General features: G+C 63.3%; 27 protein-coding genes, 1 tRNA gene and 1 riboswitch. Of the genes, 10 read left to right on the top strand and 18 right to left on the bottom strand.

Translation table 11 applies throughout. The features are described from left to right. The first annotated feature begins 2 nt into the window (after positions 1 to 2). The 3 genes from FHS78_RS05925 (at position 3) to FHS78_RS05915 (ending at position 2731) form a co-directional block, all read left to right on the top strand. Complete coding sequence (locus tag FHS78_RS05925; protein ID WP_167091667.1) at positions 3 to 944, top strand: isopenicillin N synthase family dioxygenase; 942 nt, start codon at positions 3 to 5, stop codon at positions 942 to 944. A gap of 66 nt (positions 945 to 1010) precedes the next feature. Next, the gene (locus tag FHS78_RS05920) at positions 1011 to 1862 is read left to right on the top strand and encodes an ABC transporter ATP-binding protein (RefSeq protein ID WP_167091664.1); all 852 of its coding nucleotides are present in this window, start codon (positions 1011 to 1013) and stop codon (positions 1860 to 1862) included. A gap of 110 nt (positions 1863 to 1972) precedes the next feature. After that, complete coding sequence (locus FHS78_RS05915; protein ID WP_343041929.1) at positions 1973 to 2731, top strand: ABC transporter permease; 759 nt, start codon at positions 1973 to 1975, stop codon at positions 2729 to 2731. 72 nt (positions 2732 to 2803) lie between these two features. Here FHS78_RS05915 and FHS78_RS05910 read toward each other — a convergent pair whose 3' ends face one another. The 3 genes from FHS78_RS05910 to FHS78_RS05900 all read right to left on the bottom strand — a co-directional run bounded on the left by FHS78_RS05910 (position 2804) and on the right by FHS78_RS05900 (position 5600). Beyond that, a complete protein-coding gene (locus FHS78_RS05910; RefSeq protein ID WP_167091658.1) occupies positions 2804 to 4060 on the bottom strand; it encodes a serine hydrolase domain-containing protein in 1257 nt (418 codons plus the stop codon). 77 nt (positions 4061 to 4137) lie between these two features. Then, positions 4138 to 4434 carry a UxaA family hydrolase gene (locus FHS78_RS05905; RefSeq protein ID WP_167091655.1) on the bottom strand — a complete coding sequence of 99 codons (297 nt, stop codon included), beginning with the start codon at positions 4432 to 4434 and terminating at the stop codon, positions 4138 to 4140. Further along, complete coding sequence (locus tag FHS78_RS05900) at positions 4434 to 5600, bottom strand: UxaA family hydrolase (protein ID WP_167091652.1); 1167 nt, start codon at positions 5598 to 5600, stop codon at positions 4434 to 4436. Before FHS78_RS05900 ends, FHS78_RS05905 begins: the two co-directional genes overlap by 1 nt. 32 nt (positions 5601 to 5632) lie before the next feature. Between FHS78_RS05900 and FHS78_RS05895 the strand changes: the two genes are divergently transcribed. Then, positions 5633 to 6532, top strand: coding sequence for a GntR family transcriptional regulator (locus FHS78_RS05895; protein ID WP_167091649.1), 900 nt, complete (start codon positions 5633 to 5635; stop codon positions 6530 to 6532). Positions 6533 to 6596: 64 nt separating this feature from the next. Here FHS78_RS05895 and FHS78_RS05890 read toward each other — a convergent pair. Both FHS78_RS05890 and FHS78_RS05885 read right to left on the bottom strand, forming a co-directional pair. Continuing rightward, positions 6597 to 6670 (bottom strand) — tRNA-Gly (locus FHS78_RS05890). Between the two features lie 74 nt (positions 6671 to 6744). Beyond that, positions 6745 to 7764 (bottom strand): DUF2804 domain-containing protein, encoded by a 1020-nt coding sequence (locus FHS78_RS05885; protein WP_167091646.1) that lies wholly within the window; start codon positions 7762 to 7764, stop codon positions 6745 to 6747. Between the two features lie 90 nt (positions 7765 to 7854). Between FHS78_RS05885 and FHS78_RS05880 the strand changes: the two genes are divergently transcribed. Together FHS78_RS05880 and FHS78_RS05875 are read left to right on the top strand one after the other, a co-directional pair. Then, positions 7855 to 8805, top strand: a complete 951-nt coding sequence (locus FHS78_RS05880) for a radical SAM protein (RefSeq protein ID WP_167091644.1) — start codon at positions 7855 to 7857, stop codon at positions 8803 to 8805. Positions 8806 to 8966: 161 nt separating this feature from the next. Then, positions 8967 to 9386 (top strand): hypothetical protein, encoded by a 420-nt coding sequence (locus tag FHS78_RS05875; RefSeq protein WP_167091642.1) that lies wholly within the window; start codon positions 8967 to 8969, stop codon positions 9384 to 9386. Positions 9387 to 9455: 69 nt separating this feature from the next. On the opposite strand, the gene FHS78_RS05870 is transcribed toward FHS78_RS05875, so the two are convergent. The 4 genes from FHS78_RS05870 to FHS78_RS05855 form a co-directional block, all read right to left on the bottom strand. Further along, positions 9456 to 10145: an HD-GYP domain-containing protein gene (locus tag FHS78_RS05870; protein WP_167091640.1), complete on the bottom strand. Its 690-nt coding sequence runs from the start codon at positions 10143 to 10145 to the stop codon at positions 9456 to 9458. Between the two features lie 102 nt (positions 10146 to 10247). Beyond that, positions 10248 to 10970, bottom strand: a complete 723-nt coding sequence (locus tag FHS78_RS05865) for an LrgB family protein (protein ID WP_167091637.1) — start codon at positions 10968 to 10970, stop codon at positions 10248 to 10250. Further along, positions 10967 to 11341 carry a CidA/LrgA family protein gene (locus tag FHS78_RS05860; RefSeq protein ID WP_167091635.1) on the bottom strand — a complete coding sequence of 125 codons (375 nt, stop codon included), beginning with the start codon at positions 11339 to 11341 and terminating at the stop codon, positions 10967 to 10969. The genes FHS78_RS05865 and FHS78_RS05860 overlap by 4 nt, the downstream gene beginning before the upstream one ends. Positions 11342 to 11344: 3 nt before the next feature. Beyond that, a complete protein-coding gene (locus tag FHS78_RS05855) occupies positions 11345 to 12505 on the bottom strand; it encodes a 2'-deoxycytidine 5'-triphosphate deaminase (protein WP_167091633.1) in 1161 nt (386 codons plus the stop codon). A 151-nt stretch (positions 12506 to 12656) separates the two neighbouring features. Continuing rightward, positions 12657 to 12736: riboswitch (SAM riboswitch) on the top strand. Between the two features lie 40 nt (positions 12737 to 12776). Here FHS78_RS05855 and FHS78_RS05850 point away from each other — a divergent pair. The 3 genes from FHS78_RS05850 to argE all read left to right on the top strand — a co-directional run bounded on the left by FHS78_RS05850 (position 12777) and on the right by argE (position 15754). After that, positions 12777 to 13973, top strand: coding sequence for an O-succinylhomoserine sulfhydrylase (locus FHS78_RS05850; protein ID WP_167091630.1), 1197 nt, complete (start codon positions 12777 to 12779; stop codon positions 13971 to 13973). Positions 13974 to 14151: 178 nt separating this feature from the next. Continuing rightward, positions 14152 to 14544: a Co2+/Mg2+ efflux protein ApaG gene (apaG, locus tag FHS78_RS05845; RefSeq protein ID WP_167091627.1), complete on the top strand. Its 393-nt coding sequence runs from the start codon at positions 14152 to 14154 to the stop codon at positions 14542 to 14544. A 43-nt stretch (positions 14545 to 14587) separates the two neighbouring features. Beyond that, positions 14588 to 15754 (top strand): acetylornithine deacetylase, encoded by a 1167-nt coding sequence (argE, locus tag FHS78_RS05840; RefSeq protein ID WP_167091624.1) that lies wholly within the window; start codon positions 14588 to 14590, stop codon positions 15752 to 15754. Positions 15755 to 15757: 3 nt separating this feature from the next. Here argE and FHS78_RS05835 read toward each other — a convergent pair whose 3' ends face one another. The 4 genes from FHS78_RS05835 to FHS78_RS05820 form a co-directional block, all read right to left on the bottom strand. Then, positions 15758 to 16768 (bottom strand): Hsp33 family molecular chaperone, encoded by a 1011-nt coding sequence (locus tag FHS78_RS05835; RefSeq protein WP_205305213.1) that lies wholly within the window; start codon positions 16766 to 16768, stop codon positions 15758 to 15760. Between the two features lie 58 nt (positions 16769 to 16826). Next, positions 16827 to 17753 carry an ornithine carbamoyltransferase gene (gene argF / locus FHS78_RS05830; protein WP_167091621.1) on the bottom strand — a complete coding sequence of 309 codons (927 nt, stop codon included), beginning with the start codon at positions 17751 to 17753 and terminating at the stop codon, positions 16827 to 16829. Continuing rightward, the gene (locus FHS78_RS05825; protein WP_167091618.1) at positions 17750 to 18952 is read right to left on the bottom strand and encodes an acetylornithine transaminase; all 1203 of its coding nucleotides are present in this window, start codon (positions 18950 to 18952) and stop codon (positions 17750 to 17752) included. Before FHS78_RS05825 ends, argF begins: the two co-directional genes overlap by 4 nt. A 240-nt stretch (positions 18953 to 19192) precedes the next feature. Then, positions 19193 to 20017, bottom strand: a complete 825-nt coding sequence (locus FHS78_RS05820; RefSeq protein ID WP_205305212.1) for an ABC transporter permease — start codon at positions 20015 to 20017, stop codon at positions 19193 to 19195. 448 nt (positions 20018 to 20465) lie between these two features. On the opposite strand from FHS78_RS05820, the gene FHS78_RS05815 reads away from it, so the two are divergent. Then, positions 20466 to 20990 carry a GcrA family cell cycle regulator gene (locus FHS78_RS05815; protein ID WP_167091616.1) on the top strand — a complete coding sequence of 175 codons (525 nt, stop codon included), beginning with the start codon at positions 20466 to 20468 and terminating at the stop codon, positions 20988 to 20990. 99 nt (positions 20991 to 21089) lie between these two features. Here FHS78_RS05815 and phoB read toward each other — a convergent pair whose 3' ends face one another. The 5 genes from phoB to pstC all read right to left on the bottom strand — a co-directional run bounded on the left by phoB (position 21090) and on the right by pstC (position 26210). Next, entirely contained in the window at positions 21090 to 21785 is a 696-nt protein-coding gene (gene phoB, locus FHS78_RS05810) for a phosphate regulon transcriptional regulator PhoB (protein WP_167091613.1), read from the bottom strand. Between the two features lie 74 nt (positions 21786 to 21859). Beyond that, positions 21860 to 22579, bottom strand: a complete 720-nt coding sequence (phoU, locus tag FHS78_RS05805; protein ID WP_167091610.1) for a phosphate signaling complex protein PhoU — start codon at positions 22577 to 22579, stop codon at positions 21860 to 21862. A gap of 45 nt (positions 22580 to 22624) precedes the next feature. Next, positions 22625 to 23374: a phosphate ABC transporter ATP-binding protein PstB gene (pstB, locus tag FHS78_RS05800; RefSeq protein ID WP_246220358.1), complete on the bottom strand. Its 750-nt coding sequence runs from the start codon at positions 23372 to 23374 to the stop codon at positions 22625 to 22627. Positions 23375 to 23433: 59 nt separating this feature from the next. Continuing rightward, positions 23434 to 24753: a phosphate ABC transporter permease PstA gene (gene pstA, locus FHS78_RS05795; RefSeq protein ID WP_425500290.1), complete on the bottom strand. Its 1320-nt coding sequence runs from the start codon at positions 24751 to 24753 to the stop codon at positions 23434 to 23436. Further along, positions 24750 to 26210 (bottom strand): phosphate ABC transporter permease subunit PstC, encoded by a 1461-nt coding sequence (gene pstC / locus FHS78_RS05790; RefSeq protein WP_167091604.1) that lies wholly within the window; start codon positions 26208 to 26210, stop codon positions 24750 to 24752. The genes pstA and pstC overlap by 4 nt, the downstream gene beginning before the upstream one ends. Positions 26211 to 26352 lie beyond the last annotated feature (142 nt).

Here is a 26352-nt window from a genome sequence, read left to right as displayed (position 1 = left end):
CGATGCCTCGCAATCCGCCCGACCCCGCTCCAGTCATTCCCGTCATCGACCTTGCCGACAGTTTTTCTCCGTCGCTCGATGAGCGCATGAAAGTCGCACGCGAGATCGACATTGCCTGTCGCGATATCGGCTTCTTCTATGTCCGCAATCACGGCGTGCCCGACGGCGCGATCCGGGCGGCACGGGAGGTTACGCGCCAGTTCTTCGACCTGCCGGACGACCGGAAGATGCAGCTCGTCGGCGGGCATGGCTTCGGCTACGACCCGCCCGGCAAACAGGCACTCGAACCCGGTACCCCGCCGGACCTGAAAGACAGTTTCCTGATGGTGACGCCGCCGCAGAAACGCGCAGGCGATGTGCCATGGCCCGACGAGCTGCCGGCCTTCCGCCAGAGGCTCGAGGCCTATCAGGCGCATCTACAGACGCTTGGGCAACATCTCATGCGCTGCATCGCGCTGTCTCTCGACCTCCCGGAGGATTATTTCGACGAGGCGTGCGCAGCCCCCAATTGCGCCATCCGCGTGCTGCATTATCCGCCGCGCCCGCCGAGCGCCCTTTCAAACCAGATCGGCGCAGGCGCACACACGGATTGGGGCGCCATCACCATGCTGCATCAGGACGAGATCGGCGGCCTTGAGGTTCTGAACGCCGATGGCGAATGGATCGAGGCGACACCGATAGAGGGCACCTTCGTCATCAATCTCGGGGACCTGATCCGCCGCTGGACGAATGACCGCTACCGCTCGACGACGCACAGGGTCGTCCACAACGCAGCCGAGCGGCCCCGCTTTTCCATGGCGGCGTTTTTCAGCCCGCGAGACGACTACCCGGTGCGCTGCCTGCCGACCTGCCGCGAAGAAGGAGAGGCGCCTCACTATCCGGCCTGCTCCGTCGACGAGCACTTCCAGGAAATGATGCGCCGGAGCTACGAGATCACAGTTTAGTGCGATGCAAGTAATGCGTAGGAAGAACGGTTTTTGCGTCGCTTCGCCAATGCGGAGCCAGAGAATATGAACACCATCGAAGCGACGCCCCCGGAGAGCGCTTCCGACACCGGATCGTCGGCGGGGACGCCTCCCCGCTCGCTCATCTCCATAAAATCCGTCAGCAAGGTCTATCCGAACGGCACCGAGGCGGTGCGGAAAGTCAGCCTGGATGTTCCGGGCCGGCCGCAATTCATCAGCCTTCTGGGCCCGTCCGGCTGCGGCAAGAGTACGCTGCTGCGCATGATTTCCGGCCTCGAAAGACATACGGGCGGCGAGATCGACTGGCCGACCACTCCCTACGACTCCAAGGGCCGCCCGCTTGCGGAAATCGGTTTTGTCTTTCAGGAACCCACGCTCATGCCCTGGGCGAGCGTGTTCGACAATGTCTATCTTCCGCTGCGCCTCAAGAAGCACAAGAAGGCGGCCGTTCACGATCAGGTCATGGATGCGTTGCGCATGGTCGGGCTGGAAAAATTCGCCGACAGCTATCCGCGCGAGCTTTCGGGCGGCATGAAAATGCGCGTCTCCATCGCACGCGCACTGGCAACGAGGCCGAAGGTCCTGCTCATGGACGAGCCTTTCGCCGCGCTCGACGAGATCACGCGCCTGAAACTCAACAACGACCTGCTGTCCCTGTGGGAAAAGCAGCGCCTGACGGTGATCTTCGTCACGCACAGCGTTTTCGAATCCGCCTACCTCTCTGATCGCATCGTCGTCATGGCGGCGCGGCCGGGCCGCGTCATCGCCGATATCGGCATCGACGCGCCTTACCCGCGGACCGAGGCCTACAGGACCTCATCCGCCTACAATGAGTATTGCAAGGAAGTATCCGGGCTGCTGAAGCAGGCCATGGCCGGCGTTGAGGACGAACACTGATGGACGCAATGGAGCAACTCTCGACAACAGAGCCCGAGGACGATGCGGATACACCGGACGCGGCAAACGGGGATCGGATACGAGCCGTCGTTCACAAAGTCGCGTTCCAGATGGCCCCCGTGATTTTCGGTCTTCTTCTTCTCACGGTCTGGGAAATCCTGGTCCGGATCAATCACGTTCCGCCCTATATCCTGCCCGGGCCCCTGCTGATCGCGGAAACGCTCTACAAGGATTTCGGCACCCTCTTCCCCAGCCTTCTCATCACATTCAGGATCACGGTCGTGGCCTTTGCCATGGCTGCGATCGGCGGTCTCTTGCTGGGTATGCTGTTTGCGAGTTCGCGCTGGATCGAGCGCAGCCTGTTTCCCTATGCGGTGGTTCTTCAGGTAACGCCCATCGTGGCAATCGCGCCCCTCATCATTATCTGGGCAAAAGATACACAGCTTGCCTTGCTCATCTGCGCCTGGCTCGTCGCCTTCTTTCCCGTGGTGTCGAACACCGCCGTCGGCCTCAACAGCACGGACCGCAACCTCATCCAGCTCTTCCACCTCTACGGTGCCGGCAAGTTCCAAACCATGTGGCTGCTGAAGCTGCCCGCCGCCATGCCCTATTATCTCGCGGGGCTGCGCATCGCAGGCGGGCTCGCGCTGATCGGCGCCGTCGTCGCCGAGTTCGTCGCCGGCACGGGCGGCACGCAATCGGGTCTTGCCTATCGCATTCTGGAAGCCGGCTACCGCCTGCAGATTCCGCGCATGTTCGCCGCGCTGGTTCTCATCTCGCTTACCGGCGTTCTCATCTTTGCGGCGCTGTCGCTTCTTTCACGCCTCATCCTCCGCAAGTGGCATGAGAGCGCGGCGGGCGGGCACTGACGACCCGATCGGCGCCTACGGGAATGCGCGTCACAGATCGCCTCGTTTCACCCGGAATTCCCCTTCCGGCAATCAGCTCGCCAAAGCCCGCGCAATCGTCTGCCAGGCCGCCAGGCGCAAGGGTTCCTCGCTGCCGGTAGGGTCCGGATCGGTCGAGAACTGCACGATCACGGTTTCCGCGGTCGGCGCGATCCATAGTCGCTGACCGAATTGGCCCCGGGCGGCGAAAGAATCGAACTCGTCGTGAAAGAACCACCACTGATTGTGATAGGAGCCCCCCGGATAGGACATCGGATCGCCCTCGAAGATATCGCGATTTCCGGCTTTCCTGATTTCCGCAATGACACCGTCGGGTACGATTTGAGTGCCGTTGAACATGCCATTGCAGCGAACCATTTCACCGAACCGCGCCAGGTCGCGAGCCGTCATGGAAAGGCCGCCGGCGGCCCATTCGGTCCCGCCCAGATCTATGAAAAACGAGGCATCGTGCTCCGCGCCCAGTTTCGACCAGATGCGGTCGCCAATGAGCCGGTCGAGGCTCTTTCCGGCGGTCCGCCTCAGGATCCAGCCGAGCATGTCGGTGCTGCCATTGTCATAGCGAAACGCGCCGCCATGCGGCTCCGTTGCCGTATTCGTCGCCAGAATTTCATAGACGCCTTCCGGCCCTGCGTAGTCCGGTCCGCCATCGATGAATCCAAGCGCGGCGAGGTACCCCACCTGCACCTGCCCCGGAACACGCGGCGGAAATGCGCTGAAGTCGAAATGCGCCTGCATATCCATCAGCTGCTGCACCGTCGCCTCTCCAAGCGCCGTCCCCTGAAGCTCCGGAACGTAAGTCCCGGCAGAGGCATTGCGATCGATCTCGCCTTCCTGGACGAGCCATTCGATCAGCAGGCCGACAAATCCTTTTGTGCAGGAAAACAAGGCATGCAGCGTGGATGCCGTCATGTCTCCGAAATAGCGCTCGAACACTATCTCGCCCCGATGCACAACCAGGAGCGCATCGACGCCCGCCCGGCGATAGAAGTCCTGCATCGGAAATTCGTCGTTTCCCTCAAATGCAATGGGCAAGCCATCGACATCCAGTTGCTGTCCGTCGCCGAAGGGGACGATAGCCTCCTCCCCCCGGGAAACGCGCGTCGTGGGAAACAACCGGGACTGGTTCATGAAGCTCCAGCGCAGATGCCCGGGCGCCATCATGTTGGCGAGCGTAACGCGCTTTTCCGGCGGCGGCGGAAAACCGACCATGATTCCCAAATCGCTTGGCGCGTCGAGATTGGGCTCGAGCGGCGCGGCTTGCTGCGGAGATTTGTCGGCGGGGCGTGTCATTGGTTCTTCAAACCTTCTTCTTGCCGAGGCGTGACATTCGGTTTTGCCGGTACGGAAACGCTTCAACTCAACCCGCGTCAGGAAACCCCGTAGCGCATACTTTTCAAATTCTGGATGTGGAGATGCATCCCGCAACCGACCGGTGCCGATGTCACACCGATGGCCTCTCCCCCCTTGATCACCGCAGTTCCCTCCGCGAGATCTCGCGTGGCGAATTTGTGGTAAAGCGGAATGTCTTCTTTCACTTCCAGTTCACGAGGCCCATCCGGCGTGACGATGCGCACCAGGGCACCTGCCTCCAACGGCACGAGAGCCAATGCGATATCATCATCCGTATGCAGCATGAATCCGGCATATTCGGGTTCGCCGGCCATCAGAGCGTTTCTCCGTTTCTGCTGATTGTTTCATCGCCTTCTCCCAGGATCTCCCCGAAGGTGGAGGTCCCGGACGCGACGCCCATCATGTGCTGGAGCAATGCCTTCGACGCGTCATCGAAGGTCATTTCTCCGGTCAAAATCCCGCTGGCATCGAAATCGATCTGCTCGGTCAGTTCGCGGCACGCCACGGCGTTGGCCGACAGCTTGACCGTAGGCGCCAGGAGACTGACAAAGCTATTGCCCGGCCCGGTCGTGAACAGCACCATATGCGCGCCGGCCGCGACAAAACCGGAAAGCGATTCCGTGGAGTAAAAGGGCTGGTCCATCAGCCAAAGTCCCGGACCGGCGGGGGCCTCCCCATGCTGCAGCACGCCATAAACAGGCGACGTACCGGTCTTCATGACGGCGCCCAAGGATTTCTCCTCAAGCGTGGAAAGCCCCATGGCGATGTTGGCCGGCCCCGGATTGCTGCCGATCAAATCTATCCCGGCCGCCTCGGCTCGTTGCATGCGCCGGTCGACGGCCTCCCGCAAACGCTCGGCGACGGCGGGCGTTGCCGCCCGCTTTTCCAGGAGATGTTCCGCCCCGAACCATTCCATCGTCTCGCCGCCCATGACACGACCGCCGCCGGCAACAACGGCATCGGCGATACGGCCCACGAGCGGATTGGACGCAACCCCGGAACTGGTATCGGAACGACCGCATTCGACGCCGATGCACAGGTCCGACAAGGCGGCGGGACTACGGCGCATTGCGGACAGCTCCCTCAGAAGCCTAGCCCCTGCCCGAATAGCGGCATCCGTCAGCCGAAGACCGTCATGCCCATAATCATCCAGCACCAGCTTCGCCGCGGGACGACCCGACGCCTCCACAACGTCTCGATACAAATTCCCTTCAATGGGATTGCAGCTGATCACCAGGACCGCGCCGACATTCGGATGCGTTGCGAAACCGGACAACATCCGCCGGCGAAGCACGGCATCTTCCCCGATAATCCCGCCCGTATAGGGGACCGTGATCACCTTGGCCTGCGGAAGAGCCGAGGCGACGCGCCGGGCGATCGGAGTGGTCAGCCCGGACAGGGAGAGTATGAGCAAATCATTGCGCAGACCGACCGATCCGTCAGGCCTGCGATAAGCGTCGAAACGATATTCTTCAGTCATAACCCCGGTTCCATCGCTCAATGAACCACCCATTGCCCCGCCATATTGTCAACAATCCTCCTCGTCACGAAGCCTTATCGTCCAAAAAATGGCGATTATCCTCGGACAATAGAGAGGGATGGGGTATAATTGTCAACAATCAATCGTGCGTCACTCGTTTTCGTTGCGCCAGAGGCAGAAACTCCATGGCCGTTTCCCGGGACCCCAGCCACAGCGAAGACCATCGGCGAACCCATGCCGGGGAAATAGCCGACGCGCTTGAACGGGAAATCAGCGAAGGCACAATTCCGCCCGGCACAAAACTGGTCGAGGAAGCTCTTGCCAAACGCTTCGGGGTGTCCCGCGGACCTGTGCGGGAGGCGTTGAGAATTCTGTCGCGCGACGATCTGGTGCGGATACGGCCCCATCTCGGCGCTTGCGTTCCGGAGCTGACCCCCAAGGAGCTGTCCGATCTCTACGAGGTCCGGACGGCGCTGTTCGCGGCTGCCATCCGGCTTTTCACTCACCGCCTGCATAATGGCGAGCTGAGCGAGGAATTAATCGCCCAATACGCGGCCTTCGGCAAAGAGCTGAGGGCCGCCAAAGACGGGCCGGCGGAACAATTCGCCCGACTGAGCCAGAGCGCCGCCCGCTTCATATACAAACACTGCGGCAATCCCGTTCTGCATCGGCACGCGGAACGTATCGACCGTCAGGCATTCCTGTTCTATGTGAGATTTGCCAAACGGGACATGGCGCATCGTCAGCGCTTTCTGACGCTGGCCAACATGCTGGGACAGGCCGTCCGGATGGGGGATAGCGATCTTGCGGCCTCCCTGGCCCAGAAGCTGGGCGAGGAAAACCGGCGCACCACCTATGAGCAATATCGCGCGCTGAAATCCGCCAGCGAACATCCGCAAAAGGATGAGCCAACCCCCTCGACAACGGAGTGACATGCTTTGTGATCGCCGGCCGCATGGAACGGGGCGACGGTCGAGTTTCGGGGGAAGAAAAGGCTGGAGCGGGTGAAGGGAATCGAACCCTCGTCGTAAGCTTGGGAAGCTTCTGCTCTACCATTGAGCTACACCCGCGCGGCCTTCTTAGTAGCTTAGCCGTCCCGCCCCGCGCAAGAGGGATCGCGAAGGGAGATCCTGCGGAAAGGGCTCTACCAGCGGTTCTTCACCTCTTCGGCAAAGCCCAGCAGGTCCGTCACTTCCAGACGGCTGCCGTCGTCCAGCACGACATGGCCGGAGAAGCGGCCGAAAACCTGATGCTGAATGGAACGCAGGATCTTGAGGTCGACCGCGCTGCTGCGGTCGATGATGGGCTCGAAGCGCATTTCGAACCGGCCGTCATTGCTGCTGAAGCTCCATGGCGCGCCGTCGAACGTGCCTTCGGGGATATGGAAGGTCACCCGGTCGAGCTTGTGGGCCTTGCCCTCCACGAAGACCATGTTCTCGGAGGCGGCGGAGGTGTCGCCGAATCCATAGCCGATATTGAAGCCGAAGGGTTTGCCGCCGACGAGGCCCGAGGCCGAGCCCCAGTACCAGACATTGTCATAGGTCCAGACGCCCCGGCCCCAGTCCAGGACGCCGAAGGCGGCGGCCGGGTCGAAGGCGAATGTCTCTCCGCCGACGGTCACGCTCCCCTCCGCCGCCATGCAGTTGATCTTCTGATTGTAGTAGAAGGCGCGCGGCGCATCGGGGAACGGCGTCGCAATAACCATGCGGTCCATGGGCGGCTGGCTCAGGAAGAGCTCCCCCTTGAGGCCGCGTCCCTTGCCGAATCCCGGACAGTCGAGCGTCAGCCGCCGCCCGCCGGGCTCATGGCGGAAGGCGATGTCGATTTTCGGGTGGTGCTGGGCGATGTCGCCCGTATCGGCGCTCTCCGGCAGCTTCATCTTGCCGCGCGGCAGCGCCGTGACGACGCTTTCCTCGGTCGCTTTCGGCGCGGTGAAATCGAACCAGGTGGTGCCGATGAGACCCATATAGCCATTGTCGGCGACCACCATGGCGATCCCGTAATCGCCCGCCAGCACGCAGTAATAGTCCCACTCCTTGATACGGAACCAGGGCGCGCGAATGGCCGCGCGGCGATAGTTGCGCACCTCCGACCTTGCCCAGCCGCGCTCCACAAGGCGGCCCTGCGCATCGAGCAAATCGCCATTCGTCATTTCATGTTGCATCGAATCCCCTCCACGTTCCGGCTGGAGAGCATAACCTGCCTCGCAGATTTGTGAATTGCCGCGCGGCCCGCTCGCGCTAGGGTCTCAGATATGACAGCGAACCCCGACGATCTGCCCCGCGAGAAATTTGCCCACCCGGACGTGACGGCCAAGGGCGAGGCGCGCGCCTCGGTCGATTTCCGGCGGCTGGAAACGCTGTGGATCAATACGGGCACGCTCTGCAATATCGAATGCGCGCATTGCTATATTCATTCCGGGCCGACGGAGGACCGGCTTGCCTACATCACGCGGGAAGAGGCCGCGCGCTATCTCGACGAGATCGACGAGCTGGGGCTCGGCGCGGTGGAGATCGCCTTTACCGGCGGCGAGCCGTTCATGAACCCGGATATGTGCGCCATGGCGGAAGACGCGCTTCACCGCGGCCATGAGGTGCTGATCCTGACCAATGCGATGCAGCCCATGATGCGGCCCCGTGTGCGGGAAGGTCTCCTCGATCTCAAATCGCGCTTCGGACAGCGCCTGCGGTTGCGCATCAGCATCGACCATCATCTCGAAGAGACCCATGACCGGGAGCGCGGCACCGGCAGCTATGCCCGCACCATTGCCGGCCTGCGCTGGCTCGCGGCTCATGCTTTTCCGCTGAGCATCGCCGCACGGACGGCCTGGGGCGAAGCGGAAGAGGTCATGCGCGCCGGGTTCTCCTCCCTGTTTCAGAAGCTGGGGCTGAACCTCGACGCGCACGATCCGGCCTCGCTCATTCTTTTCCCCGAGATGGACGAGGCGGCCGACGTGCCGGAAATTACCACCGCTTGCTGGAACATCCTGCATGTCGACCCCGCGCAGGTAATGTGCGCCACCAGCCGCATGGTGGTGAAGCGCAAAGGCGCGCAAGAGCCCAGCGTCATCGCCTGCACATTGTTGCCGGACGACCCGAAATTCGATTTCGGCCCGCGCCTTTGCGATGCGCTGGGGCGGGTGAAGCTCAATCACCGGCATTGCGCGACGTTCTGCGTGCTGGGCGGCGGAAGCTGTACCGCCTAGGCCTTCTCGATACGCAATGACCTGGATCAAGTTTTCCGCCCAAATATTCGTGGGCGGATTTATCGCTATACGGGTTCCTCCTTATTGATCCCCTCCTCGCGATCTTCTTTTCTTTCCGGGGACAAGATTTCCCGATAACCCCGAGATGAGGAGGATCGTCCATGAAGAAAATCGCAGTTTCCCTTGTTGCCGCCGCAAGTGCACTCGCCTTGTGGAGCGGCGCCGCATCGGCTGAAGTTTTCATGACCGGCAAGGATGTCGCCAAGGAGGTCGTCGGCAATACGATCGAAGGCCAGTATCGCGAATGCGCCGCCGACCGGAACGATTTCCAGGAATATTACGACCCCGACGGCACGATCCGCGGCCGCGAACGCCCCTGCCGGATGACCGGCAGCTGGTCGCGTTACGGCGGCTCGTGGGAAGTGAAGGACGGCAAGTTCTGCGTCACGCTGGGCTCCGGGCGTTCCAGCGGCTGCTTCGACTACAATATCGACAAGGATGGCGTGCTGACCCGCTACAACGAGGTGGGCGTGACCGATCTCAAATTCAACGTCTATGACGGCAATCCCAACCATCTTTGACGGACGGGACCGCGAATGAAGACGGGCGCGGCCTGAGCAGGCCGCGCCCGTTTTCCTTTATCGGGATGCTCACCCGGTTCGCTCTCGGCACCCCTTCATCGTCGCGGCGATCCGGGAAAGCATCGCCCGATCCCAGATCGCACGAATGTCGGCCTGGGTATCGAGAAACGCTTCCATCACCAATGGATCGAAGCCTCCGGGATCGCCCCGGCATTCTTTCACGATCTGACCGACGGTATCCTCGTGGCTTTGCTGCGCCTTGTAGGAACGAACGGACCGCAGGGCGTCATAGACATCCGCGACAGCGACGATGCGCGCCTCGAACGGAATATCCGTTCCGCCCAACCGTCCCGGATATCCTTTGCCGTCATAGCGTTCATGATGGAGACGCGCGATGTTGCGCGCCATTTCCGCGAAAGCGCCCGTTTCATTCGCGAGCGCGTTGTACCCGAGGTCGCAATGAGATTCGATCAGGCTACGCTCATCGAACGCAAGAGGGCCCGGCTTGCCGAGTGTGGAAACCGGGATGAACAGCTTCCCGACATCATGGAAACAAGCCGCCTCGCCGAGCAGCTGCGCGTCGCGCTCGCCGAGCCCCATCGCACGCCCCAGCCCCGTTGCGAGGTCTCCTACACGGGTTGAATGGCCGTAGAGATCCAGGCCCGGACAAGCGAGATCGACGCACGAAAGAGAGCGTCGCAACTCCGCCAGAGCCATCTCGTTCCCGTGCCCATCATTCAGGGATTTGTCAGGCTTCATCTCAGTCTCCCAAGGGCCCTCCCCCTCGAATACGGAGACGCTACTGTCGGTCGGGGGCGATTAAGGAGTCTCTAACGCGGTGTGTTCCGCAATGGCGTGCGATCAGGAGAGAATGAGCCAGATCAGCGGCAACAGGATGGCCGTGGCAATGCCGTTCAGGGCCATCGCGACGCCGGAAAAGGTGCCCGCCACCTCGTGCTCCTGAAAGGCGCGCGCCGTGCCGATACCGTGAGCGGCGGTGCCCATGGCAAAGCCCCTTGCACGCTCGTCCTTCACACCCAGCGCATTGAAGAGCATCGCGCCGGAGACCGCGCCGATGATCCCCGTCACGATGACGAAGGCGGCGGTGAGCGATGCGAGACCGCCGATCTTGTCGGCAATCCCCATGGCAATCGGCGTGGTGACGGATTTCGGCGCCAGCGAACGGATGGTTTCCGGCTCCGCTCCGAGCACCCAGCCGATACAGATGGCCGAGATCACCGCCGTGGCCGAGCCCGCAACGAGCGCCAGCACCATGGGTTTCAGCGAGCGGCGCACATGATGAAAGTTGGCGTAGAGCGGCACCGCGATGCCCACCGTGGCGGGGCCCAACAGCCAGAGCAGCAGGGCGCCGGCGGGCTCGTATTGCAGCATCGCCTGCTTGTCGACCGCCAGCAGGAACATGACGGGAAGCGCTGTGAGCAGCACGGTGTTTGCCAGCGGATGGCCGTTGACCTTTTGCTGGAAACGCCGCGCCAGCAGATAGAGGCCGACGATGAGCGCGAGCCAGAAGGCCATGGCGGCGATTTCATCCAGCGGGGCAAGGTCGAAGCCGATGTCGCTCATTCCATCCCCTCCCCGTCATCGCCTTTCGCCGCCCAGCGGAAAACAAGCGCGCCCACTGCCATGGCGAGCAGCGTGGAGACGACGAGCGCCACGGCAATCGGCAGCAGGTCGCGGCGCAGGAGCGCGATATAGCCCATGAGGCCGACACCGGCGGGCACATAGAAGAGATTGAGGTGGGACAGCAGGAAAGTCGCGACGCGGCGGAGCGGCTCGGGTACGCGGCCCGTGGCGAGAAGCCCGGCCAGCAGGATCAGGATACCGATCACCGTGCCGGGCACGGGCAGCGCCAGCGTGTCGGACAGCCAGTTACCCGCCTCGTTGCATGCGACCAGCAGCACAAAGGCGAGCGCGAGCATGGGGAGCCCACGCATCGTTCAGCGTGCCTTGAAATGCTTGGAGAGCTTCAGCCCCTGGCGCTGATAGTTGGAGCCGATGTCGCCGCCGTAAAGCTTGCCCGGGCGGTCCGTCAGGCGCTCATAGACAAGACGGCCGATGATCTGGCGATGCTCCAGGATGAAGGGCACGTCGTGGCTGCGCACTTCCAGCACGGCCCGGCTGCCGACACCGCCCGCCTCGCGCGCGCCGAAGCCGGGGTCGAAGAAGCCCGCGTAGTGGACGCGGAACTCGCCCACCAGCGGGTTGTAGGGCACCATTTCAGCGGCATGGGTGGGCGGGACATGCACCGCCTCGCGCGAGGCAAGGATGTAGAATTCATCCGGGTCCAGAACGAGACCCTTGCTGTCGCGGATATAAAGCGGCTCCCAGAAATCGAGCACCTCATAGGCGTCCGGCCTGTCGACGTCGATCACATCGGTGTGGCGCTTGGCGCGATAGCCGACAAGGCCGTCCTCCCGGTCCGTTTTCAGGTTCACGGTGAGGGCGAGCCCGCCGTCGATATCCGCCTCGCCTTCCACGAGCTTCACCTGCTCGTGAAGCCGCTTCAGTTCCGCGTCGGAATGGGTGGGCGTGCCGCGCCGGAAACGGATCTGCGACAGGCGCGAGCCGGGGCGGACCAGGATCGGGAAGGTGCGCGGCGATATCTCCAGATAGAGATGGCCCTTGTAGCCCGCTTCCACCTGATCGAACTCGGCGCAGAAATCGGTGATGACACGGGTGAAGACGTCCAGGCGCCCGGTGGAGCTCTTCGGGTTCGCGGCCGCAGACGTGCGCTCCGACAGCGCCAGCGCCTCCACCAGCGGCACCAGATAGACGCAGCCGGTTTCCAGCACCGCGCCTTCCGTCAGGTCGATCTTGTGAAGGGTCAGCTCCTCCACGCATTCCATGACGCCGCGATGGGGGCCGGGCAGGAAGCTCGCCCGCAGGCGGTAGGCCGTCGTCCCCAGCCGCAGGTCGAGGCTCGCGGGCTGGATCTGCGCCTGCTCGATCTCCGGGCTGCCCCAGATTTCCTTTTCCCGGATCAGCGACTGGATCGCATGGGCGGGCAGGATGCCGGTCGCATGGGTCTGGCCGGGGCCAACCCTGCGCGGCTCCGGGTCTTCAAGATGGGGAAAAAGGTCGTCAGCGGGTGTCGTCATGATCCTGCCCTTATAAGGGGGCGCGGCTTTTGGCGGAAGCCCCGCGATTCCGTCCCCGATAGGGGCCGGGCCGGGCTTCTCCCCGTCCGCGGCTTGACTGGGAGGCCGCACGGGCTTTTAATGCGCCGCGTTCGGGCGGCCATGGAGCCGTTTCGGGCCCCGTGGTGATTTGAGCCGACCGGCTTGCGGCCACGTAAAACAACCCGCTAAAAAGGTCGGGTTGTGAAACCCCGTCCTTCCCGGTCGGGGTTTTTTGTTTGGGGACACGCCTATGACCGAAAAGACACCCTCCGCCGCCAAATGGAGCGCCCGCACCGCCGCCGTCCATGGGGGCACCATGCGCAGCCAGTTCGGAGAGACGAGCGAGGCGATGTTCCTGACGTCGGGCTATGTGTACGAGACGATGGAATCGGCCGAAGCCCGCTTCAAGAACGAAGAGCCCGGCTTCGTCTACAGCCGCTTCGCAAACCCCACCGTGCGCATGTTCGAGGAACGAATCGCGGCGCTGGAAGGGGCGGCGGACGCGCGCGCCACGGCGACCGGCATGGCCGCGGTGACCGCCTCCATGCTCTGCCATCTGCAGGCGGGCGACCATGTGCTGTCCTCGAGGGCGCTTTTCGGCTCCTGTCGCTATATCGTGGAGACGCTGCTGCCGCGCTTCGGCGTGACCTCCAGTTTCGTGGACGGGCGCAATATGGACGAATGGCGCGCGGCCATCCGCCCCGAGACCAAGGTGCTCTTTCTGGAATCGCCCTCCAACCCAACGCTGGAAGTGATCGATATCGCGGCGGTGGCCGAGCTCGCCCATGCAAATGGCGCGCGCCTGATCGTCGACAATGTGTTTGCGACGCCGGTCCTCCAGAAGCCGATGGAGCTGGGCGCGGATGTCGTCGTCTATTCGGCGACCAAGCATATCGACGGCCAGGGCCGGTGCCTCGGCGGGGTGGTGCTGTCGGACCAGGAATTCATCGACGAGCATCTGGCGAATTTCCTGCGCCAGACAGGGCCCGCCATCAGCCCCTTCAATGCCTGGGTCATGCTCAAAAGCCTTGAGACGCTGGACCTTCGTGTGACTCAGCATGCAAGAAATGCAGAGGCCGTCGCACAGTTCCTCGAGGGCCATGAAAAAGTGGAACGGGTATTTTACCCGGGGCTCGCCTCCCACCCCCAACACAAGCTCGCCATGAGCCAGATGGAGATGGGCGGCAACATCGTCGCCTTCGAGGTGAAGGGGGGCAAGGCGGGCGCCTTCAAGGCGGCGAATGCGCTGGAAATCGTCAAGATTTCCAACAATCTGGGCGACGCCAAGAGCCTCATCACCCATCCGGCGACGACCACCCATCAGCGGCTTTCGCCGGAAGCGCGGGAGGAACTGGGCATCCGGGAAGGGCTCGTCCGGCTCTCCGTCGGGCTCGAAGACGCCGACGATCTCATCGCCGATTTCGATGCGGCACTTGCGCGCATCTGAGATTGATCCAGTCCGGACAGGTGCACATTAAGGGGAATTTAGCCCCTGCCCTGCTATGTCTGCCTCGCGGAACTCGCTGGAGACCCTCTTGCCAAGGACGTGGCCGGGTCATATCCAGTGCCGCGGGGCATTCAGGATGAAGACCTCACGCCGGGCGTGCCGGAGAGCAGGACAGCCGATGTACAGCGAGAAGACGAGATCCATCAAAGTCTGTGTCGAACCGACCTATCTCGAAGATCAGTCCGAGCCGGACGACGATTACTTCGTATGGGCCTATCGCGTTGTCATCGAGAATGAAGGCGGCGAGACCGTGCAGCTTCGCTCGCGCTACTGGCAGATCGCCGATGCCGGCGGACGGGTGCATGAAGTGCGCGGCGACGGCGTGGTCGGCGAGCAGCCCGTGCTCCATCCCGGCGAACGCTTCGAATATACCAGCGGGACCCCGCTGGGGGCGCCTTCCGGCATCATGTTCGGCAAGTACCAGATGGAAACCGGCGGCGGCGAAACCTTCGAGGTCAATATTCCCGCCTTCTCGCTCGATTGCCCCCACATCAAGGCGCTGATGAACTGATCGCCAAGCCGCGTTAGGATGCGCCCTCACCCAGGGGGACGCGATGACGCCGATGCGGCTTTCAACCCGGGAGATGATCGACCGGCTCATCTCCTTCGATACGACCAGCCGGAACTCCAATCTCGAACTGATTTCCTTTGTCGAGGACTATCTGGCCAGCCATGGCGTCGCCTCGCAGCGCGTCGTGAACGAGGACGGGTCCAAGGCCAATCTGTTCGCCACCATCGGCGATGCATCGAAGCCCGGCGGCATCGTGCTGTCGGGCCATACCGATGTCGTGCCGGTAGACGGGCAGGACTGGTCGAGCGATCCCTTCGGCGTCGTCGAGAAGGACGGCATGCTTTTCGGACGCGGCACCAGCGACATGAAGAGCTTCATCGCCATCGCGCTCGTCATGGTGCCGGAATTCCTGAAGCGCGGCCCGGCCATCCCGGTCCACCTCGCTTTTTCCTATGACGAGGAAATCGGCTGCCTCGGCGTGCGCCCGATGATCGATAGCATCGTGCGCGAGCTGCCGCGCCCGGCGGTCGCGATCGTCGGCGAGCCGTCGATGATGAAGGTCGTGAATGCCCATAAATCCATCCAGTCCTATTTCACGACCGTGACCGGGCTCGAATCCCATTCGAGCGCCACGGACAAGGGCGTGTCGGCGATCTTTTACGCCATGGAGCTGATCGGCTTCCTGGGCAAGCTGGCGGAGGAAATGCGGGGGCGCTCCCCGGCGGGCTGCCGCTTCGCGCCGCCTTACACCACCATCAATGTGGGGGTGGTGAAGGGCGGCACGGCGGTGAACATCATCCCGCGCAAATGCGAGTTCGGCTGGGAGTATCGCGCGCTGCCCGACGACGACCCCGACGAGATCATCACCCGTTTCACCGCCTTTGCCGAAGAAGACGTGCTGCCGCGCATGCGCGAGGTCTATCCGCAGGCCCGCATCGAGACGCGCGAACGCGCCAAGGCGCCGGGCCTCGTACCCGAAACCGGATCGCCCGCCGAGACGCTGATCCTGAAGCTCGCGCAATGCAACGAGACGGAAGCCGTCTCCTATGCGACCGAGGCCGGGCTTTTCCAGATGGCGGATGTGCCGACGCTGGTTTGCGGGCCGGGCGACATTGCGCAGGCCCACAAGCCGGACGAGTTCATCGCGCTTTCGCAGATTGCCGAATGCGAGCGCTTCATGATGCGGCTCGCCGAGCATGTGGCGGGCTGAGAGCTACTCCTCCAGCCCTTCCTTCAGCTCGTCGGCCGTGAAGACATAGACCGAACTGCAGAACTCGCATTTGGTGGTGATGACATCGTCCAGCACCATGCTGTCGATCTCTTCCGCGCCGAAGGAGCGCAGGACCGAACTCATGCGCTCGCGCGAGCAGCGGCAGCCGAATTCCACGCCGGAGGTCTGGAAGGCGCGGACGCCATCCTCGTGGAAGAGGCGGAACAGCAGACGCTGCGGCTCCAGCGCGGGGTCGAGGAGTTCATGATCCTCCACCGTGTCGAGCAGGATGGAGGCGCGGTTCCAGCTTTCCTCTTCTTCGGTATAGGGACTGTCGTCGTCGCCCTCGCGATACCCGGTGAGGCCGCCTTCCCGCGCGACATGCTGGATCATGATCGCGCCGGCGCGCCAATGCTTCTCGCTATGGCCCTGCTCTTCGCGGCTGTAAAGCGGCCCCGCAGCGATGCGGATGCGGGTCGCCACCTGCTCGGAACTCTCGAAATATTCATGCGCCGACGGGGTGAGCCCTTCCGGATCGAGCGCGACGATGCCTTGATAGCGGTCCATGTCGCCGCCCTGATCGATGGTGAGCGCCATATGCCCCTCGCCCATCAGCTCGGCGGATGACGCACGGCCCGCGGCGATGGCCTCGCCCACCGCGTCGACGTCCATATGCGCATAGCCGCGCACCTTGCCGGTGCCGTCGCCATGGCTTTCATAATCGGCGACGAGCATGGAAATCGGCCCCTTGCTCTGCGTCTGCAGGATGAAGCGGCCCTCGAATTTCAGGGCGGAGCCGAGCATCACCGTCAGCGCCAGCGCCTCGCCCAGCAGGCGGGAGACCGGTTCGGGGTAGTCGTGGCGTTTCAGGACCTCATCGACCAGGGGACCAAGACGCACGAGACGGCCCCTTATGCCCAGATCCTCGATCTGGAAGGGCTGCACGATGTCGTCGCCCGGCATGTCGAAGCGGCGGCCATCGCCGCCGCCCGCGTTCTGGCTTGCGTCACTCATCTTTACTTCCTGTCAGTCGGGCGTGTTGCCTTACGCCACCGCCTGGCCGTTCGGGCTGTCAGCCGAAACACCAGGCGAGCACGCCCTTTTGGGCATGCAGCCGGTTTTCCGCCTCGTCCCAGACCACCGAGGCGGGACCGTCGATCACGTCAGCGGTCATTTCCTCGCCGCGATGCGCGGGCAGGCAATGCATGAAAATGGCGTCCGGCGCGGCCTTGTCCATCAGCTTCCCGTTCACCTGGAACGGTGCCAATAGATTGTGCCTGCGGGTCTTGGTTTCAATATCGTCGCCCATGGAGACCCATGTGTCGGCCACCACGCAATCGACGCCGTCCACCGCCGCGTCCGGGTCGGTTCCGAGCGTCACCTTGGCGCCAGTCTTCTTCGCCCAGTCCATGACTTCGGCGTCCGGGCTCAGTTCCGGCGGGCAGGCCAGGCGCAGTTCGAAACCGAGCTGGCCCGCGGCATGGATCCAGGAGGCGGCGACATTATTGCCGTCGCCCACCCAGGCGATCTTGCGGCCTGCGATATTGCCCTTGTGCTCCTCGAAGGTCATCACATCCGCCATGAGCTGGCAGGGATGGGACCTGTCGGTGAGACCGTTGATGACGGGAACGCTCGCATTGTCGGCGAGTTCCAGCAGCGAGGCGTGATCGGTGGTGCGGATCATGACCGCATCGACGAAGCGCGACAGAACGCGCGCCGTGTCGGCGACGGTTTCGCCCCGGCCGAGCTGGGTTTCCTGCCCGTTCATCAGAAGCGTCTGGCCGCCGAGCTGACGCATCGCCACGTCGAAAGAGACGCGGGTCCGCGTGGAGGGCTTTTCGAAGATCATGGCGAGCAGCTTGCCGTTGAGCGGCGTGTCGTCGTCGGGCTCGGCCTGACCCTTGCCTTTGCGGGCGGCCTTGCGCGCATGAGCGCCGTCCAGAATACCGCGCAATTCGCCCGGCGCGACTTCATGCAGATCGAGGAAATGCCGGCTCATGCCGCGCCCTCCCGCTTTTCGCCCGCGCGTCCGTCCAGCGCGGTGCAGGCCTTCGACAGCTTGTCGATCGCTTCTTCCACCTCTTCGTCTCCGATGTTGAGCGGCGGCAGCAGGCGGACCGTATTGTCGCCCGCGCCCACCACCAGCAGATGTTCGCTGCGCGCAGCGGCCACGAGATCGGTATTGGGCACCTTGCACTTGATACCGAGCATCAGTCCCTCGCCGCGCACGCCTTCGATGATGTCGGGATGCTCGTCGGCCAGCCGCGCCAGCTTCTGGCGCAGCGTGCGGCCCAGCTCGTTCACATGCTCGATGAAGCCGTCGGCCAGCACCTGATCCAGCACCGCGTTGGCGACCGCCATGGCCAGCGGATTGCCGCCGAAGGTCGAGCCATGTGTGCCCGCCGTCATGCCCTTGGCCGCCTCTTCCGTCGCCAGACAGGCGCCCACGGGAAAGCCGCCGCCCAGCGCCTTGGCAATCGCCATGATGTCGGGCGCGATGCTGGCCAGTTCATGCGCGAAGAGCTTGCCCGTGCGGCCGACGCCGGTCTGCACCTCGTCGAGCACGAGCAGGATGCCCGCCTCGTCGCAGATCTCGCGGATCTGGCGCAGATCGCCATAGGGCAAGGGACGGATGCCGCCTTCGCCCTGAATGGGCTCGATGAGCACGCCCGCCGTCGCCGGGCCGATCGCTTCCTTGAGCGCCTTCAGATCGTCGAAGGGCACTTGCGGGAAGCCGGGCGTGACCGGGCCGAAGCCTTCCAGATATTTCTTCTGGCCGCCCGCGGCGATGGTCGCCAGCGTCCGCCCGTGGAAGGCCCCTTCCATGGTGATGAGTTCGTAGCGTTCCGGATGACCGCTCGCCGCGTGATATTTGCGCGCCATCTTGATCGCGCATTCCAGCGCCTCGCCGCCGGAATTTGTGAAGAACACCGTATCGGCGAAGGTCGCCTCGACGAGACGGCGCGCCAGCCGCTCCTGTCCCGGGATGCGATAGATGTTGGAGGTATGCCAGACCTTCTGCGCCTGATCGTTCAGCGCGGCGACGAGACCGGGGTTTGCGTGGCCGAGCACATTGACCGCGATCCCGGCGCCGAAGTCGAGATATCGCTCGCCCGAGGCGGTGAGGAGGTATGAGCCCTCGCCCTTCTCGAATTCGAGGTCGGCCCGTGCATAGGTCGGCAGAACTGGCGTGATCACGACTGCGCTCCTGCGGGGGATCGCACCGGCCGCTTGTGTCGAAAGCCCGTCCGGCTGCGCCCGTCATTTTCCATAGACGGGCCCCAATAGAAAAAGCCGCCCAAATCCGGCGGCGTTGCGAGAAGCCTCGAAGTATTAGGGAGAGGCCGCGCCGCTGTCAATCGCAGACGGCCTCTCCCAACGCAAAAAAGTGAAGTCATGCGGGCGGTTAGCCTGTTTTCCGCCCCCCGGACCGGCCGCTCAGGCCTTCAGCCGGTAGCCGCGCTTCAACATCATGTGGCAAACCGCCCAGAGGAGCGCATTGACCCCCAGCACGACCGCCACGCCGATCTGGATGGAGCCGTCGGCATGGCCCGTCATGCCGTAGCGGAAGCCGTCGATCAGATAGAAGATCGGGTTGTACTGGGTGATGTGGTAGGCGAAGTCCGGAAGCTGCGTCACCGAATAGAATGTGCCCGACAGGAAGGTCGCCGGCAGGATCAGGAAGTTGGTGACCGCCTGAAGATGGTCGAATTTCTCCGACCAGATACCGCCCATCATGCCGAGCAGCGACAGCATGAGCGAGGCGCCCACGGCGAAGAAGACCAGCGCCCAGAGATGGTCGATCTCCAGATGGATGAAGGGCCACATGCCGAGCGCGGTCGCCAGGCCGCAGACCACGCCGCGCGTGACGCCCGCCGTCGCGATCCCCACATTCAATTCGCCCGGCGAAAGGGGCGGCATGAGGATATCGACGATATTGCCCTGCACTTTCGAGATCAGGATCGAGGAGGAGGTATTGGCGAAGGAGTTCTGGATCATCGTCATGATGATGAGGCCCGGCGCCAGAAACTCGATAAAGGGCACGCCATGCACATCCGGCCGGAACTTGCCGATGGCGAGCGCGAAGATCGCAAGATAAAGAAGCGTCGTCACCACCGGGGCCGCCACCGTCTGGGTGATGACCTTCATGAAGCGGCGGACCTCCTTCAGGTAGAGCGTCCATACGCCCAGCCAGTTCACCGAGCCGAAGCGCCGGGCACCGGCCATGGGCTGCGTTGACGTGCGATCTGTCGAAACACTCATGGGCAAGGCTCCCTTGACGTTTTATCGGTGCCGCCGGCCAGAGCCGGCCGCCGCACCTCTTTTCATGGGCAAGCAATACGGAACCGCCGCCGCCGTGACAATCGCGCCCCGGAAAATTGTCACAGGCTCTCTCGAAGGGGCCGGCAGGGATGGACGGCGACGGCCCGACATCCGTCCGGGACGGGATATCGGGGACGGATCGGACCGTTTCGACCGCGCAAGGGGCATATATAGGGAGAGAAACGCGGCATCCCCACCCTTTTCTGTGGATAAGCCGAATCGGAGGCGCATGTCTCCTTGCTAAAAATTACCCCGATCTAGTATATTTTCCGTGAACACATACGAAATCTGGTGTGCCTGACGGTCGAAATTTGCGGGCATTGGCCGGGTCGCGTCCAGGCCCTGCGGGCAGCAGGGCCTTCCGGCCCAAAAGGGGGAAGGAACCGACATGTGGACTGAGGAACGCGTAGAACTCCTGAAAAAGCTGTGGTCGGAAGGCCTCAGCGCCAGTCAGGTCGCCAAACAGCTTGGCGGCGTGACACGAAACGCGGTGATCGGCAAGGTACACCGGCTCGGTCTTTCCGGCCGCGCCACGCCCAGCCGTCCGGCACGCACGAGCCGTCCCGCGGCGCCGCGCACGCTGGTCCGGGCCCGGCCCGAGCCGGCGACCCCGCGCGAGCAGAAAGAAGAGCTTCAGAGCCGGAGCGAAGACAATCTGCCGAAGGAAAGCCGGGCCTCAAGCGCGAGCGAGCTGCCCGACCTGCCGCTTTCGGAGCGCGCCACGGTACTGACGCTGACCGAGCGGACCTGCAAATGGCCCATCGGCGAGCCGGGCAAGGCGGGTTTCCATTTCTGCGGCCGCTCCGCCGAAGACGGCATGCCCTATTGCCCGGAACATGCGCGCAAGGCCTATCAGCCTGCCCAGAGCCGCCGCAATCGCGAGCGTGCGCGGACGGACCGCCTGACGGGCTGATCGCTCCAGAGGGGAGCCTTTTCGTCCGGACCGGGGGCCGGACGAACACAAAAGCCGGTGTCTTTCGACACCGGCTTTTTTCTGTCTCCGCGGGAGGGCTCAGGCGCGGAACTGTTCGTCCAGCGCATAGCCCGCCGAGCGGACGGTGCGGATCGGGTCGCGTTCGCCCCTGTCATTGAGAGCCTTGCGCAACCGGCCCACATGCACGTCCACGGTACGGGCCTCCACATAGACGTCGGAGCCCCAGACCGCATCGAGCAATTGTTCGCGGCTGAACACGCGGCCGGGATGCTGGATCAGATGATCGAGCAGGCGGTATTCGGTGGGGCCCAGATGGACCTCCCGTTCGCCGCGCCGCACACGATGGGCCGCCCGGTCGATCACGATGTCGCCGAAGGTCACAAGATCCTCGGTCAGCGCCGGCCGGATACGCCGCATGACCGCCCTGATCCGCGCCAGAAGCTCGGTCATGGAAAAAGGCTTGGTCACATAGTCGTCCGCGCCCGTGTCGAGGCCGCGGATACGATCCGATTCCTCGCCGCGCGCCGTGATCATGATGATCGGCAGGTTGCGGGTTTCGGGGCGGCCGCGAAGCCTGCGGCAGAGTTCGATACCGGACAGGCCCGGCAGCATCCAGTCGAGAAGGACGAGATCGGGGGTCGTTTCCCGAACCATCATCGCCGCCTCTTCCCCATCCGCCGCGGAGAGAATCCGGTAGCCTTCCTTGTCCAGATTGTACTGGAGGAGGGTCGAGAGAGCCTCCTCATCTTCCACAATCAATACGGTTGGTTTCATTCTTCGTTCAAAGGACGCGTGAGACCGTAGCTCATCCGCCGTGGTCAACATCTGCATTTCCCTTGTGGCCTCCTTCAATCATCCGATTCTATCGAGGTCATGCTCGTCGTATCGCCCTTCGGGCGGTCATCCACGACACGTTCGCCGGTGATGAGGTAGCGGACCGTCTCGGCGACATTGGTCGTATGGTCGCCGATCCGTTCCAGGTTCTTGGCAATGAAGAGCAGGTGCGTGGAGACGCCGATCGTGCGGGGGTCTTCCATCATGTAGGTCAGCAGCTCGCGGAAGATCGAGTTGTACATCTCGTCGATCTCCTCATCCTGCATCCAGACATCCATGGCGGCCTGCGCATCGCGGCTGGAATAGGAGTCCAGCACCGTCTTGAGCTGCCCCTGGGCCAGGCGGCCCATGCGACCGATGCTCTGGATGAGGCGGTTCTCGATGTTGAAATCGGAACCGATCACGATGGCGCGCTTGGCGATGTTCTTCGCCAGATCGCCGATGCGTTCCAGATCGTTGGAAATCTTGATCGAGGCGATGGCCTCGCGAAGATCGGACGCCATGGGCTGGCGAAGCGCGATCACACGCACGGCCTGTGTCTCGATTTCAGTTTCCAGATCGTCGATCCGCACATCCTCGCGCACCGTGCGCTCGGCCAGCTGATTGTCGCGCCGCTGAACGGCCTCGAGAGCCGCCGATAGCTGAGCCTCGGTCAACCCGCCCATCTGGGCGATCCCGGTGCTGAGCTTTTCCAGCTCTTCCTGGAAGGACTTCACTGTATGTTCTGTCGTCACGCCTGATCCTCCTTTAGGCCCCTCACCGAGTGACCGGCGCCTAAATTAGCCGAAACGGCCGGTGATGTAGTTCTGTGTGCGCTCGTCGTCCGGATTTGTGAAGATCTTGTCGGTATCCCCCTCTTCCACCAGCACACCCAGGTGGAAGAACGCGGTTCGCTGCGACACACGTGCCGCCTGCTGCATGGAGTGCGTCACGATCACGATCGTGTAGTCGGACCGGAGTTCGTCCATCAGCTCTTCGATTTTCGCCGTCGCGATGGGGTCGAGCGCCGAGCAGGGCTCGTCCATCAGAATGACTTCGGGCTTCACGGCAATGGCGCGGGCGATGCACAGGCGCTGCTGCTGCCCGCCGGAAAGGCCCGTGCCCGGCTGGTCCAGACGATCCTTCACTTCTTCCCAGAGACCGGCTTTCTGAAGGCTGGTCGCCACCAGCTCTTCCATGTCGGTCTTGTTGTTGGAGGAGAAGCCATGGATGCGCGGCCCGTAGGCGATGTTGTCGAAGATCGACTTCGGAAAGGGGTTCGGCTTCTGGAACACCATGCCGACACGCGCCCTGAGTTCGACCACATCGAGGTCGGGCGCGTAGATGTCTTCGCCGTCGAGTTCGATATCGCCGGTGATGCGCGCGATCGGGATCACGTCGTTCATCCGGTTCAGGCAGCGCAGGAATGTGGACTTGCCGCAGCCGGACGGACCGATGAGCGCCATGATCTCGTTGGTCGGGATCTGCAGGTTCACACCGAAAAGGGCCTGCTTCTCGCCGTAATAGACGCAAACGTCGCGCGCGCTCATCTTGACGCTGTCTGCCTGGTTTGCCCCCTCGGAGACCGGGGACACGGGTGCGGAGATTTCTACCATTTGCGTTCGAACCTTCTGCGCATGATGACAGCGGTGGAATTCATGAGAATGAGGAAGCCCAGCAGGATGATCGTCGCCCCTGCCGTGCGCTCAACGAAACCGCGCTCGGCGGCGGTCGCCCACATATAGATCTGCACCGGCAGCGCCGTTGCGGGATCCATGGGCGTAGCGGGATAATCGACGACGAAAGCGACGAGGCCGATCATCAGAAGAGGGGCCGTTTCGCCCAGCGCCTGCACCAGCCCGATGATCGTGCCGGTGAGAATACCGGGCAGCGCGAGCGGCAGGACGTGATGGGTGACGGTCTGCATCTTGGACGCACCGACCCCCAGCGCCGCCTCGCGGATGGAAGGCGGGACGGCGCGGATGGCCGCGCGCGTGGCGATGATCACGGTCGGGAGCGTCATCAGCGTCAGCACCAGACCGCCCACCAGAGCGGAGGAGCGCGGCAGGCCGGCGAAGTTGATGAAGACGGCAAGCCCCAACAGGCCGAAAACGATGGAGGGAACGGCGGCGAGGTTGTTGATGTTCACCTCGATCAGATCCGTCCAGCGGTTCTGCGGGGCGAATTCCTCCAGATAGAGCGCGGCGGCGACGCCGAGCGGGACCGCCAGCAGAACCACGATCAGCATCATGAAGAAGGACCCGATGGCGGCCACCCCGATACCCGCCGTTTCAGGCTGGGAGGAGGCGCCATAGGTGAACAGGCCGGTATTGAAGGCCAGCGAGAGAATATCCTTCGCCCTCAGCTCATCGAGCCAGGCCACCTGCCGGTTGTCGAGCTGGCGCCGGCTTTCGGGCACGTCGCGGTCGATGGCGCCCTTCATCAGCGCGTCCGCGTTGCCGCTGGCCAGAAGCTCGACCTTTTGCGTGGTGCCGATGACGGAAGGGTCGTCCATCACGACATCGCGGAGCTGGATCGCGGCGCCGCGCGACAGCAGCGCCTCGGCCTTGCGGCGCATCGGCCGGTCGGCGGGATCGACGCCAAGCTCGGCCAGCAATGCTTCACGAGCGAGTTTGCGGTAGTTCGCGGTCAGCAGCGTCATGCGATCGCGCTGGCCGGATTTGTCGATTACGGACTCGTCGAAATGCACCGTCAGGTCGAGTTTGGTCTGGAAAAACGCAGACCAGCCATTATTGACGATCGAGCCGAACAGCAGGAAGACGAAGAATACCGCCGTCCCGATTGCCGCCATGCCATAGAAACGGAACCGGCGTTCCGCGGCGTAGCGCCGCTTTACCAGTTTGCTCTTCTCGGACTTGGCCACACGACCCCCTGCCGTAACATCCATACGCTGCACCTGATCGGTCATTCATATTGCTCCCGATATTTGCGCACGATGTAAAGTGCGAAGACATTGAGGCCGAGGGTGACGACGAAGAGCGTGAGCCCCAGCGCAAAGGCCACCAGCGTTTGCGGGCTGTTGAACTCCAGGTCGCCGGTCAACTGGCTGACGATCTTGACCGTAACGGTCGTCACCGACTCGCCGGGATTGAGCGTGATATTGGCGGCGATACCGGCCGCCAGCACCACGATCATGGTTTCGCCGATGGCCCGCGAGGCGGCGAGTAGCACCGCCCCCACGACGCCGGGCAGCGCGGCGGGCATGATGACCTGCTTGATGGTCTCCGACTGGGTGGCGCCCAGACCGTAAGACCCTTCGCGTAGAGATTGCGGGACGGCGGAGATAATGTCGTCGGAAAGCGAGGACACAAAGGGGATGATCATGATCCCCATCACGAAGCCGGCCGTCAGCACCGAGGAGGCCTGGATGTCGAAGCCGACAAGGCCGCCCGCGTCGCGCAGGAAGGGACCGAATGTCACCAGCGCGAAGAAGCCGTAAACGATGGTGGGGATGCCGGCCAGAATTTCCAGCAGCGGCTTGGCTATGGAGCGCACCTTGTTGCCGGCATATTCCGACATGTAGATCGCGGACATGAGGCCGATCGGCACGGCAACCATGAGCGCCACGAGCGAGATATAGGCCGTACCCCAGAGAAGCGGCAGGATACCGAACTGCCCGTCGCTGCCGCCGACGCGGCCCGGCGCGGAAAAGCGCGGATCCCAGACGGTCCCGAAGAAGAAGTCGGCCGGCGGGACCATCCGGAAGAATTCGATGGATTCGAAGAGCACCGACAGGACGATGCCCGCCGTGGTGAGGATCGCGACGGTGGACGCGGCGATGAGGCCGAGCGTCATGACCTGCTCGACGGCGTTGCGCGCCCGTGCCCGGGGCGCGATGCCGCGCCGGCCGTACAGGAACCCGCCGATCATCGTGATCCCGGCAAAGAGCGTCAGAAAGAGGTGGCTGTTGGCACTCAGGCGTTCATCGAGGATCGCCGCCTGCAGCATGTAGGGTTTGGCGTCGGACCCGACCAGCACACCTTTGGAGCGCATGACCTCCTGCACCGTCATCGCGCCGGAGCTGATCCGGTCGAAATCCTCTTCCTCGAGCTGCGTCACGCCACGGGAGAGCTGCTCGACCGTGGTCATGATCAGGGACACGCTTTCGCCCGAGGCCGTCGCCGCTTCGGGCAGGGAATTCGTCACCGCCCAGCGCACGACCAGCGGCGCCACGACCAGCCAGAGCACGATCAGGAAAAAGGCCGGCAGCATGGTCCAGATCGTGACGTAGAAGCCATGATGGCCGGGCCGGGAATGGAACTTCTCCGCGGAGGCGACCGTCATCGCCCTGGCGCGCATACGGCCGTAGAAGAAGGCTGCAACGCCTGCGAGCAGAAGGATCAGAAAAATCATCTGAGTGGTCATTACCGCTCTTCCCATAGGGTGCCCCGGCGGGGCGCGGAGCCTCTGCCGACAGGCAAGGGCCGCAACTGGACTTAACGACTTCCGGCGGAAGCCGGAGGAGGAGCCGGCGCCCGAGGGCACCGGCTCCCTGGCAGAACCAGGA

Origin of the sequence: Parvibaculum indicum (genome assembly GCF_011762095.1) — a bacterium.
GTDB lineage: Bacteria > Pseudomonadota > Alphaproteobacteria > Parvibaculales > Parvibaculaceae > Parvibaculum > Parvibaculum indicum.
This window is presented reverse-complemented; position numbering and strand designations above follow the sequence as displayed.

What these genes read in the sequence shown, in the direction of transcription:
- FHS78_RS05925 (WP_167091667.1), top strand. Translation starts at nt 3, where the DNA reads ATGCCTCGCAATCCGCCCGACCCCGCTCCAGTCATTCCCGTCATCGAC.
- FHS78_RS05920 (WP_167091664.1), top strand. Translation starts at nt 1,011, where the DNA reads ATGAACACCATCGAAGCGACGCCCCCGGAGAGCGCTTCCGACACCGGA.
- FHS78_RS05915 (WP_343041929.1), top strand. Translation starts at nt 1,973, where the DNA reads ATGGCCCCCGTGATTTTCGGTCTTCTTCTTCTCACGGTCTGGGAAATC.
- FHS78_RS05910 (WP_167091658.1), bottom strand. Translation starts at nt 4,060, where the DNA reads ATGACACGCCCCGCCGACAAATCTCCGCAGCAAGCCGCGCCGCTCGAG.
- FHS78_RS05905 (WP_167091655.1), bottom strand. Translation starts at nt 4,434, where the DNA reads ATGGCCGGCGAACCCGAATATGCCGGATTCATGCTGCATACGGATGAT.
- FHS78_RS05900 (WP_167091652.1), bottom strand. Translation starts at nt 5,600, where the DNA reads ATGACTGAAGAATATCGTTTCGACGCTTATCGCAGGCCTGACGGATCG.
- FHS78_RS05885 (WP_167091646.1), bottom strand. Translation starts at nt 7,764, where the DNA reads ATGCAACATGAAATGACGAATGGCGATTTGCTCGATGCGCAGGGCCGC.
- FHS78_RS05880 (WP_167091644.1), top strand. Translation starts at nt 7,855, where the DNA reads ATGACAGCGAACCCCGACGATCTGCCCCGCGAGAAATTTGCCCACCCG.
- FHS78_RS05875 (WP_167091642.1), top strand. Translation starts at nt 8,967, where the DNA reads ATGAAGAAAATCGCAGTTTCCCTTGTTGCCGCCGCAAGTGCACTCGCC.
- FHS78_RS05870 (WP_167091640.1), bottom strand. Translation starts at nt 10,145, where the DNA reads ATGAAGCCTGACAAATCCCTGAATGATGGGCACGGGAACGAGATGGCT.
- FHS78_RS05865 (WP_167091637.1), bottom strand. Translation starts at nt 10,970, where the DNA reads ATGAGCGACATCGGCTTCGACCTTGCCCCGCTGGATGAAATCGCCGCC.
- FHS78_RS05860 (WP_167091635.1), bottom strand. Translation starts at nt 11,341, where the DNA reads ATGCGTGGGCTCCCCATGCTCGCGCTCGCCTTTGTGCTGCTGGTCGCA.
- FHS78_RS05855 (WP_167091633.1), bottom strand. Translation starts at nt 12,505, where the DNA reads ATGACGACACCCGCTGACGACCTTTTTCCCCATCTTGAAGACCCGGAG.
- FHS78_RS05850 (WP_167091630.1), top strand. Translation starts at nt 12,777, where the DNA reads ATGACCGAAAAGACACCCTCCGCCGCCAAATGGAGCGCCCGCACCGCC.
- apaG (WP_167091627.1), top strand. Translation starts at nt 14,152, where the DNA reads ATGTACAGCGAGAAGACGAGATCCATCAAAGTCTGTGTCGAACCGACC.
- argE (WP_167091624.1), top strand. Translation starts at nt 14,588, where the DNA reads ATGACGCCGATGCGGCTTTCAACCCGGGAGATGATCGACCGGCTCATC.
- FHS78_RS05835 (WP_205305213.1), bottom strand. Translation starts at nt 16,768, where the DNA reads ATGAGTGACGCAAGCCAGAACGCGGGCGGCGGCGATGGCCGCCGCTTC.
- argF (WP_167091621.1), bottom strand. Translation starts at nt 17,753, where the DNA reads ATGAGCCGGCATTTCCTCGATCTGCATGAAGTCGCGCCGGGCGAATTG.
- FHS78_RS05820 (WP_205305212.1), bottom strand. Translation starts at nt 20,017, where the DNA reads ATGAGTGTTTCGACAGATCGCACGTCAACGCAGCCCATGGCCGGTGCC.
- FHS78_RS05815 (WP_167091616.1), top strand. Translation starts at nt 20,466, where the DNA reads ATGTGGACTGAGGAACGCGTAGAACTCCTGAAAAAGCTGTGGTCGGAA.
- phoB (WP_167091613.1), bottom strand. Translation starts at nt 21,785, where the DNA reads ATGAAACCAACCGTATTGATTGTGGAAGATGAGGAGGCTCTCTCGACC.
- pstB (WP_246220358.1), bottom strand. Translation starts at nt 23,374, where the DNA reads ATGAGCGCGCGCGACGTTTGCGTCTATTACGGCGAGAAGCAGGCCCTT.
- pstA (WP_425500290.1), bottom strand. Translation starts at nt 24,753, where the DNA reads ATGACCGATCAGGTGCAGCGTATGGATGTTACGGCAGGGGGTCGTGTG.
- pstC (WP_167091604.1), bottom strand. Translation starts at nt 26,210, where the DNA reads ATGACCACTCAGATGATTTTTCTGATCCTTCTGCTCGCAGGCGTTGCA.